This is a genomic window from Nitrospira sp. BLG_2, assembly GCF_049222245.1.
Genome location: NZ_JBLYIG010000497.1, coordinates 1 through 2,190, shown reverse-complemented (window position 1 = coordinate 2,190; position 2,190 = coordinate 1). Strand labels below are relative to the sequence as shown.

4 protein-coding genes and 1 pseudogene are annotated in these 2,190 nt (G+C 55.3%); all 5 read left to right on the top strand.

Translation table 11 applies throughout. The features are described 5' to 3' along the window. The coding region (locus ACOSYY_RS13560) for an Mrp/NBP35 family ATP-binding protein (protein WP_421663037.1) at window positions 1–845 on the top strand (845 nt) is incomplete at its 5' end. Between the two features lie 24 nt (window positions 846–869). Continuing rightward, window positions 870–1,175, top strand: a complete 306-nt coding sequence (locus ACOSYY_RS13555) for a Rieske (2Fe-2S) protein (RefSeq protein ID WP_421663036.1) — start codon at window positions 870–872, stop codon at window positions 1,173–1,175. Window positions 1,176–1,202: 27 nt separating this feature from the next. After that, complete coding sequence (locus ACOSYY_RS13550; protein ID WP_421663034.1) at window positions 1,203–1,568, top strand: hypothetical protein; 366 nt, start codon at window positions 1,203–1,205, stop codon at window positions 1,566–1,568. 3 nt (window positions 1,569–1,571) lie between these two features. Continuing rightward, window positions 1,572–1,934 (top strand): hypothetical protein, encoded by a 363-nt coding sequence (locus ACOSYY_RS13545; protein ID WP_421663033.1) that lies wholly within the window; start codon window positions 1,572–1,574, stop codon window positions 1,932–1,934. A 5-nt stretch (window positions 1,935–1,939) separates the two neighbouring features. Continuing rightward, window positions 1,940–2,190 (top strand): annotated as a pseudogene (locus tag ACOSYY_RS13540) (lipoyl synthase); the annotation flags it as partial.

Genomic DNA, 2,190 nt, shown 5'->3' with positions numbered 1-2,190 from the left:
AGCCCCAGGCAAAAGATAATTTGATTCCAGGAGTGAAGCAAGTCATCGCGGTGAGCAGCGGAAAAGGCGGGGTGGGAAACTCGACCGTGGCGGCGAACCTGGCCTGTGCGTTGGCTGTGGCCGGTGCTAAGGTAGGACTCTTGGATGCCGACCTCTACGGCCCCAATATCCCCATGATGATGGGGAGCACGACCGGACCGGAACAGAAAGACGGCAAGATTCTTCCGGTCGAGAATTACGGGGTGAAGCTGATTTCCATGGCGTTTCTGGTGCCGGAAGAAGCCCCGCTGGTTTGGCGCGGCCCGATGGTTCATCAGTATTTGCAAGCGTTCTTCCGCGATGTGTTGTGGGGAGACTTGGACTATCTACTCATCGACTTGCCTCCTGGTACCGGCGATGTGCAGCTCTCCTTGTCGCAGATGGTTCCGTTGGCGGGGGCGATTACCGTGACGACGCCTCAAGAAGTCGCGCTGTACGACGTTCGTAAGGGGATGGGGATGTTTCAGAAAGTGAATGTCCCGCTCCTGGGTATCATCGAAAATATGAGCTACTTTGTTTGTGGTCACTGCGGTGAACGGACGGAAATTTTTTCGCATGGAGGAGGCGAGCGGGCGGCGACCAAGCTCGGTGTGCCGTTTCTGGGGCGGATCCCAATCGATCCGGCTATCCGGGATGGCGGGGATACCGGTCATCCGATCGTCGTGGCCGATCCGGCATCCCCTCAGGCGGCGGCGTTTCGGGAAATCGCAAAAAAGATCATGGACGAACTGGGAGGTGGTGAGAAAGCCGGCCCGTCCATCGATAATTTGCTCAAAAAGATCAAGCAACCGTTCAGCAACAATTGAGCGGTGTTACGTTGGAGGAAAGGAATGGCAGAGTTCGTGCGTGTGGCAGCCGCGGCAGATGTAAAACCTGGACAGGGCATCGTTGCAGAGGCGAACGGGAAAACATTGGCGATATTTAATGTGGACGGGACGATCCACGCGATCAACAATACCTGTTGCCACCGGGAAGGACCGTTGGGAGAGGGAGAGTTGGACGGTGATATCGTCACCTGTCCGTGGCATGGCTGGCGATTCAACGTAACGACCGGCGTTTGCATGAACAATCCGTCCTCACAGGTGGAAGCCTATCAAGTGAAGGTGGAAGGCGAAGATGTGAAAGTCCTGCTGTAATAACTTTAGATAAGAAGGAATCGAACAATGGCTCTTTCCTCCGACGATCAGACCGATATCGCTGCGGCATTTGTGCGCCTCTACGTATTCCTGGCCAACTATCTTGATCGGTGCTTCGATGAAGCGGCTCGGAAGAGCTATCCGGACTCCGAACTCCAAGGGCATCTCGATGACACGCGCCGACAGCTCATGGAGATTTTGTCGGTCAATCCAGTGGTGAAGAGCAAGCTTGCCGATGAGTGCGACCGCATTCTGTCTCTGGGTGCCTCTTGCCTAAAATCCGGCGCGGTCGATTCCAAGACGCGCGAGATGATTCAAGCCGAACGGGCCATACTCAAGAACAAGACCATGGCGTTGAGCGACTTGGTTGCGGTCTATCGAGCTTTAGCATGAGCGATGAATGGAGAATTCGACAAGCATCAACTCGCCGGGTTGGACGACCGGGAGCGGGGATTCAGCAGGCCGGTTGAATTTGAACGAGAAGGAGAAGGCTATCGAGCCGTTCTCCGGTACGAAAGTCTCCGCATCGTGACCGAGCCGCATCCTACTCAGACCGAAGCTCTGGCAAATTTGATTCAGACTCTGCAGTCACAGGGGTATCGTCAGCTCAAAACTCAAATGAGTTTCCACGATGGCGTATATCTTGGGTCGCGAGAGCTTTGGATGGAGTATCCCGATCCGCCGGAAGCAGAGCCGGAGCGGAGCGGCTTCTTTGGTACAATAAAAAACTGGCTCAAGGCGCGTTCAGGGAGTGGATAGCGATCATGAGCTTCGTCCCGCTTGACCATCTACGTCCCTCTTCGACTACCGGCCGGCAACCATTAAGCGCCCATAAGCCATCAATCGATCATCGGTCTCGTCTTCCGCCATGGTTTAAGATTCAGGCCAGAACCGGCCCGGATTATCTCGATATCAAGCAAACCATGGAGCGGCTCAAGCTCCATACGATTTGCGAGGAGGCTGGTTGCCCGAACCGCTGGGAATGTTGGAATGCCCGCACGGCGACATTCCTGAT

Bases quoted from the DNA above. Each gene is read 5' to 3' on its own strand.
- ACOSYY_RS13555 (WP_421663036.1), top strand. From the start codon at position 870: ATGGCAGAGTTCGTGCGTGTGGCAGCCGCGGCAGATGTAAAACCTGGA.
- ACOSYY_RS13550 (WP_421663034.1), top strand. From the start codon at position 1,203: ATGGCTCTTTCCTCCGACGATCAGACCGATATCGCTGCGGCATTTGTG.
- ACOSYY_RS13545 (WP_421663033.1), top strand. From the start codon at position 1,572: ATGAATGGAGAATTCGACAAGCATCAACTCGCCGGGTTGGACGACCGG.